Source organism: uncultured Dialister sp., from assembly GCF_937959425.1.
In the GTDB taxonomy this organism is placed as follows: Bacteria; Bacillota; Negativicutes; order Veillonellales; family Dialisteraceae; genus Dialister.
The window spans coordinates 1-6,539 of sequence record NZ_CALGPS010000055.1; the positions used below are offsets into that span (position 1 = coordinate 1).

General features: G+C 51.3%; 7 protein-coding genes. 2 read left to right on the forward strand and 5 right to left on the reverse strand.

Annotated features, from left to right (window positions below):
- A partial coding sequence (locus Q0482_RS02290) for a hypothetical protein (protein ID WP_299142831.1) occupies positions 1–241 on the forward strand: 241 nt, incomplete at its 5' end.
- A gap of 46 nt (positions 242–287) precedes the next feature.
- On the opposite strand, the gene Q0482_RS02295 is transcribed toward Q0482_RS02290, so the two are convergent.
- The 5 genes from Q0482_RS02295 to Q0482_RS09990 form a co-directional block, all read right to left on the reverse strand.
- Positions 288–938 (reverse strand): metal-dependent transcriptional regulator, encoded by a 651-nt coding sequence (locus tag Q0482_RS02295; protein ID WP_299142834.1) that lies wholly within the window; start codon positions 936–938, stop codon positions 288–290.
- A 778-nt stretch (positions 939–1,716) separates the two neighbouring features.
- Positions 1,717–2,496: a ribonuclease H family protein gene (locus Q0482_RS02300; RefSeq protein ID WP_299142837.1), complete on the reverse strand. Its 780-nt coding sequence runs from the start codon at positions 2,494–2,496 to the stop codon at positions 1,717–1,719.
- Between the two features lie 11 nt (positions 2,497–2,507).
- Positions 2,508–3,053: a 3'-5' exonuclease gene (locus Q0482_RS02305; RefSeq protein ID WP_299142840.1), complete on the reverse strand. Its 546-nt coding sequence runs from the start codon at positions 3,051–3,053 to the stop codon at positions 2,508–2,510.
- 53 nt (positions 3,054–3,106) lie between these two features.
- On the reverse strand, positions 3,107–3,352 hold the full coding sequence (locus tag Q0482_RS02310) for a hypothetical protein (RefSeq protein WP_299142842.1): 246 nt from the start codon (positions 3,350–3,352) through the stop codon (positions 3,107–3,109).
- A gap of 669 nt (positions 3,353–4,021) precedes the next feature.
- Complete coding sequence (locus Q0482_RS09990; protein WP_366517979.1) at positions 4,022–4,108, reverse strand: putative holin-like toxin; 87 nt, start codon at positions 4,106–4,108, stop codon at positions 4,022–4,024.
- Between the two features lie 534 nt (positions 4,109–4,642).
- Here Q0482_RS09990 and dnaA point away from each other — a divergent pair.
- The gene (gene dnaA, locus Q0482_RS02315; protein ID WP_299142845.1) at positions 4,643–6,256 is read left to right on the forward strand and encodes a chromosomal replication initiator protein DnaA; all 1,614 of its coding nucleotides are present in this window, start codon (positions 4,643–4,645) and stop codon (positions 6,254–6,256) included.
- Positions 6,257–6,539 lie beyond the last annotated feature (283 nt).

Here is a 6,539-nt window from a genome sequence, read left to right on the forward strand (position 1 = left end):
GTTTCCTATTGATGTGACACACATTGGCGCTTCATACCGACAGGAAACTATTCGCAAAGGGTTTCCTATTGATGTGACACACATTGGCGCTTCATACCGACAGGAAACTATTCGCGAAAGGTTTCCTATTGATGTGACACACATTGGCGCTTTATACCGACAGGAAACTATTCGCAAAAGGTTTCCTATTGATGTGACACACATTGGTGCTTCTTACCGACAGGAAACTTTTTCCCAATAAAAATCCCGCCGGACATGAAATTCATTTCTGTCCGGCGGGATATATTTTATTTCTTATCGTCTACAAAAATCTGCTGGGCAGCTTTGTAGCTGAGGGAAATGTCGCCTTTTTCTGTTTCCAGAAGGATGGGGCCTTCGTAGGGTTCTTTTTCTTTGACTGTGACTTTCATGTCGATGTCAATGCCCTTGCCCTGGAGGTAGTCCATGAGGCTGTAGTCTTCCACGATGCGGCGGATGTGGGTGGTTTCGCCTGCTTCCAGGTCGGAGAGGTGTTCCTTGGTAATGCCCAGGCGGGTGCCGTCCTTGCGGGGGATGGGGTCGCCGTGGGGGCAGTGGGTGGGGTGCTGGAGAAAGGTGTCCAGTTTTTCGGAGAGGATATCATTGGTCTGGTGTTCCAGTCCTTCTGCCAGTTCGTGGGCCTCGCTCCAGGAGAAATGAAGGTAGTCCACCAGGAAGACTTCCCACAGGGCATGGAACCGGAGCAGGCGGCCCGCTTCCCTGCGGCCTTTCCGGGTCATCTTGCTGCCGCGATAGGCTGTATAGTCTACGTATCCCTGTTTATGCAGTTTCGTAATCATTTCACTAACCGAAGGAGGGGAGACCTGGAGCGTCTGGGAGAGCTCCTTGTTCGTGACAATGTCATGGGATTCGCTGATCAGATAAATAGCCTTTAAATAATCTTCCTTGCCCGATGTCATGATGATGCCTTCTTTCTCTTAAAAAAACAGGGCTGAAATCATTTTAAAAATAAAATTTCCCTTTTATTCATTTTTTATTATAGGCTCTATTGACATCAAGCACAAGAGAAAAGTAATTTTTTTTATGGTATTTATTAAGTGACTGCCGCATCTGAGATAAATGGTATAAAAAAACAGTCGGCGGAAAGGAGCCGTGGGATGTAGAGGTGAAAGCAATCGGCTTACAGCTGCCGGCTTCAGGCTTCCGGTTGAGTCCGGCTTGAAGCCTTTGGATTCATCAGCAGGAACAGCATTACGGTGATTAGCGGCCTTCAGCCGCTTCCCCCTTTGGTGGCTTGCGCCACCACCTTTCCCCCGCAAGCGGGGGCACAACAACCCGTGCTATATATAGATCTGCTTTTGAGGAAATGTTTAACGGAGCTTTATTGTCCCCCCCGCACAGCGGGGTGGCAAGCAAACTTGGTTCGTAGGGGAGCGATAGCGACCTGAGAACCAAGTGAGACGCTTTCCCGTGGAGGAAGGTGGTGCCGTAGGCACCAAAGGGGGCCGCCGCCGAAAGGCGGCATTTATATTGGCGCCGCAGGCGCCCACCCCGCCAGCGCAGCGATACTATATAACTCCCTGGGCCGCAAGGCCCAGGGCCCGTCCGGAAGGCGAAGCCGATTCCGGACAGAACCCTTGGGGCCCAGGACCGCAGGTCCAAAGGCCCCATCAACCCTCGAGCCCGTAAGGGCGAGTCAACCTTCGGGAATACAGTTTATCTCCGACAATGTCTCCATCACCGGTGGTCCTTAGCCTCTTCTTTTGCCAGGCGGTCGCAGAGTTCGTTGTATTTCGTGCCCACATGGCCCTTCACCCACCGGAAGCGGATGTGGTGTCTTTCCATGAGGTCGTCGATGGCGGTCCACAGGTCTTGGTTCAGGACGGCGGTGCCCTGTACGGTTTTCCAGCCGTTTTTCTTCCATTTCTCCACCCAGCCTTTGGAGAAGGCCTGCTGGAGGTACTTGCTGTCGGTGTGGAAGTCGATGGTGTGCACTTTGCCGTCGTCCGCCATTTTGAGGGCTTCATAGGCGGCCCGAAGTTCCATGCGGTTGTTGGTGGAGGAGGGCTCGCCGCCGGTCAGGGTGAGGAGTTCTTTTCCGTCCATGGAAAGGAAGACTGCCGCAAAGCCGCCGGGGCCGTCGGGGTTGACGAGGCAGGAGCCGTCGGTGTAGATGGTAAGGGATTCCGGCAGGGAAATGGCCATGCGGACGCCGTTATAGGAAAGAATGCTGTCATCCAGGGGGTGCACATGGGGCGGGTAGAGGACTTCCAGTTTCCTGATGTCCGGAGTTTCCTTTTTGGCCGCCGGGACAGGGGAGGCGACTGCTTCTTTCACCGGTTTTCCGTACCAGGCTTCCGCTTCCTCCCGGGTGACGAATCCTTTGTACACAGCGCCGGGGAAGCCCTGCACCTGTTTCTGGCAGTCCGGCCAGTTGTAGTAGACGCCGGGCTTTTTGCCTTTTTTTACGATATAATATTTCTTTTTTGCCGAGGTTTTGAAATTTTTCCGTATCATTTTGATTTCCTTTAAATCCGAAGGGTGCCGTCTTCCACCATTTTCCAGAAGCAGAAGAGGGTGGCCCTGGTATCCGCCAGGCTGTCGTGCCAGCCCCCTTCTTCGTAGCCGTAGTAGCCGGCGCAGGTAATGAGTTTCTGGTATTTGTAGTGGCCGTATTTATTGAGGGGCAGGTTCTTTTCCTTTCCGTAGCGGTCGGAGAAGGGGCCCATAAGGTCGATGGGACGGAGCTTCATGGGGCCGGGCACGTAGACGCCGTTCTGCCTGAGCATTTTAAGGTCAAAGGAAATATTATATCCCACCACTGCCCTGGCATGGCGGAGGAGGTGGGAAATCTCTTCTTTCCGCATTTGGATGGAGGGTTTGTCCGCCACCATGGCCGGGGTGATATGGTTCACCGCCATGGCTCCCGGCCAGCTTTCGGTGTGGTCGGGCCGGAAATATTCATTCATCAGCACCGTGCCTTCGCCGTCAAGAATGGATACCTGCAGCACTTCCGCATTTCCAAGAAAGCCGGTGGTTTCCGTATCCAGTACAAGGATTTCATTTTTATTCATGGTTATCACTCACTTATTAAAAAAAGACGCAGCGAATCCTGCGTCCTCACTGGTTATTCCTCTTCCCAGCCGCTTTCCCTGCGGTAAGCCGCTCCATTGGGAAGGTCTTTATTTTTCATGGAATGGCGGAGCCTCCGGTTCAGCAGGGTGCGGATTTTCTTCTTTTCGCCGTTCCTGCTGGTCTGGATCATTTCCATGTCTTCATCTTCCATGATTTTTTCCGTTTTCTCTTTGCCGTACATTTTCCGGGCGTACTGGTTCAGTCTCGTCTCCCGGGTCACTTTCCGCGGTCGTTTCATGGCGTGATTCCTTTCCAGGGAAGCGCTGATTCATTGGTCAGTGCCTCCGTAACAATATCTCCTTTATGGTACCATGATTTGGCCGCTTTGACTAGTGGAAAAGGGGCCGCTGCCCGGCCCCGGATTCAAAAGGTTCAGAAGGTCCAGAAGGAAAGGGTTCTCAGGTTTGACGCCCGCTGTGCAGGCGAAGGTTCTTAAGTTTGACAGCGCCTGTGGCGCTGAGGGCAGTGGTGGCAGCTTCGCCATAAATATAAAAAAAACGCAGAACCGTGGATTTTGGATTACCAATGGAGACTGCTCTGCAGACCGGATTCAGAAGGTGATGGAAAGGATTCCTTCATATCCCTTTTCCTGCCAAAACAAGCCCCTTGTCATTGTTTTTTCCTTTTTCTATGATATAATAAGCATAGAAAGAGACAGCCGGTATCCGTGTCGGGGAATGGCTCTCTCAGAATTTTTTAGATTTGAAAGGAGCCTTCCAAGCCATGGATGGCTTTTTTCAATTGCTACTTTTTAACCGGGGAAGCACTGGTTTAATCGCAGAATCGAATTTCATATGCGTTTTTATCCAATGCTGCGTCATAAGTCTCCTTAAATAGCTCGCTATTCGCGTCGACTTATTCCTTGCATTGAATAAAAACGCAAGAATGAAATCCGATAACGATTAAATCAGCCCTTCCCCAGTGCAATGATGGCGGCCACTAAGGCTGCAAAATTGATCATAACCATAAAGGCCTGATATAAATCTTGGCTCATAGTGAATCACCTCCTCTTACAGGAAGTAAGAGAAAGCCCTGCCAGCTGTCTCATGTAAATAGTATCATTTTATTTAAAGTCTTGGCATCTTGGCAAATATTTCATAAATGAAAAGCCCCCCCCTGTCAGCGGAGGCTTTTTTTCATCAGATGATACAAAAATCACCTCACTGATACAGATTAAGGAAGCACTGATTCATTCATAGAGTCTGCTTTAATCAGCGCTTCCCTTACGCCCAGGATGACACTGCCCGGCGGACAGCAGTAAGCCGACAGCGGACTCCCCCCTGTGAATTCCTGTGAACAGTGATTTCTACTACTGCTAGTAGGTTCAAAAGGATTTTCTCCCATTATCTTGTGAATGTACAGAAAAGAAAAGTCATGGTACAATAAAGTTATTCACAAGGTTCTTCACTTATGAACAGCTTTATTCAAAAGCTGAATATCCTGTATTTATCGAATGAAACTGAAAATTTCACGAAAAATCTTTTCACAGAAATTCACAGGTATTCACATGTTATCCAAAGGAGCCATTATGGATTTTTTCTTACTTTGGGAACAGGTGCTGGACTACATCAGCAAGAATGACAGCCAGTACTACCAGATGTTCTCCTACGACGTTTTTCCCACGTCCATGAACGACACCACCCTGGTGATAACGCCTTCCAAACCTTACCTGGTGCGGTGGATTAACGGGGTGTACAAGGGGAAGCTGGAGCAGATCGTAAGCTCCATTGCGGGAAAGCCTATGAAGGTGGAAATCGCTTCTCCCGGCGCTGCTTCCAATCCTCCATCTCCTGAAACTTCGGCGCCTCCCAGGGCGCCTCTTGCCCCGCCGGCCCCTGTGCCGGCGCCAAAACCGGTGCCGGCGCCGGCCATTCCTTTTCCGGAGGAGGAGAATCCGGCGCCTTCCCCTCTTCCGGAGACCCCGCCGGCAGCTGCCGATCCATTCCCTGAAGAGGTGACGCCGCCGGATTTTTCCAACCTGCAGCCGAAAACGGCGGACCAGGTGGTGCTGCCGGATATCCGCAATTACGAGGAGCTCCACGAGCCTTCTCTCTTTGAACCTATGACAGGGGTCGGGGAGACGAAGAAAAATTTCCAGCCCAATCCGGTGAACGAGGAATACACCTTTGAAACCTTCGTCCACGGCAACTGCAATGAAATCGCCTACCAGGCCGCCTATGCGGTGGCCCAGACCGCCACGAACCCGAACCAGGCGGATCAGAAGATGAACCCTCTTTTCATCTACGGCCCGTCGGGACTGGGCAAGACCCACCTGCTTCATGCCATCTGCAATTATATACATACATATAAGCCCAGCCTTTCGGTGCTCTTTGTGTCCAGCGAGACCTTCACCAATGAGCTCATCGACGCCATCCAGAACCACACCATGCCCAAGTTCCGGGCGAAGTACAGAAATCTGGATTTCCTCCTCATCGATGATGTGCAGTTCTTCGGTTCCAGGGATTCCACGAAAATGGAAATCTTCAATACATTCAACGAACTTTTCGACAAGAAGAAATACATCATCATGACCAGCGACCGTACGCCCTCGGACATCGACAAGCTGGAAGACCGCCTGCAGAGCCGCTTCTCCAGCGGCCTGGTGGCGCCTATTTCCCCGCCGGACTATGAAATCTGCTGCATCATCCTGCAGAAACGGGCGGAAAAGATGGGCATCACCCTGCCCAAGGATGTGGTGGACTACATTGCCAGCCACATCAATACCAATGTCCGTGAACTGGAAGGGGCCTTCAACAAGCTTGTCACCTTCTCCCACATTAAAAAGGAGCCCATCACCCTGCCCTTTGCCCGGGAAGCGCTGAAGGACCAGATTCCCATCGAAAGCGGACAGGAACTTACGGTGGACTTCATCATCGACACGGTGTGCAAGTACTACGGCGTAAAGAAGGAAAAACTTCTGGGCAACGGACGGCCCAAGAGAATCGTCATTCCCCGGCAGATTGCCATGTACCTCTGCCGCAACGAGCTTCACGAATCCTACCCCACCCTCCGGGACTGCTTCAAGCGGAAGGATCACTCCACCGTCCTCTACGCCTGCGAAAGGGTGGAAAACGACATGGCAAAGGATCCCCAGACCAGAGCCGCCATCGAAGCCATCAGGAAAATGCTTCGGAATAGGTGAGGGGGCCGGGGGTATGAAACTATGGCGTTTCATGCCGACAGGAAACGATTCGCGAAAGGTTTCCTACTGAGCTTGACGCTAAGGTGCTTCATGCCGACAGGAAACTATTCGCGAAAAGTTTCCTACACGGCTTGACACTATGGTATTTCATACCGACAGGAAACTATTTGCAAAAGGTTTCCTACACGGCTTGACACTATGGTATTTCATACCGACAGGAAACTATTTGCGAAAAGTTTCCTACACGGCTTGACACTATGGTATTTCATACCGACAGGAAACT

Bases quoted from the DNA above. Each gene is read 5' to 3' on its own strand.
- Q0482_RS09990 (WP_366517979.1), bottom strand. From the start codon at position 4,108: ATGAGCCAAGATTTATATCAGGCCTTTATGGTTATGATCAATTTTGCA.
- dnaA (WP_299142845.1), top strand. From the start codon at position 4,643: ATGGATTTTTTCTTACTTTGGGAACAGGTGCTGGACTACATCAGCAAG.
- Q0482_RS02300 (WP_299142837.1), bottom strand. From the start codon at position 2,496: ATGATACGGAAAAATTTCAAAACCTCGGCAAAAAAGAAATATTATATC.
- Q0482_RS02310 (WP_299142842.1), bottom strand. From the start codon at position 3,352: ATGAAACGACCGCGGAAAGTGACCCGGGAGACGAGACTGAACCAGTAC.
- Q0482_RS02295 (WP_299142834.1), bottom strand. From the start codon at position 938: ATGACATCGGGCAAGGAAGATTATTTAAAGGCTATTTATCTGATCAGC.
- Q0482_RS02305 (WP_299142840.1), bottom strand. From the start codon at position 3,053: ATGAATAAAAATGAAATCCTTGTACTGGATACGGAAACCACCGGCTTT.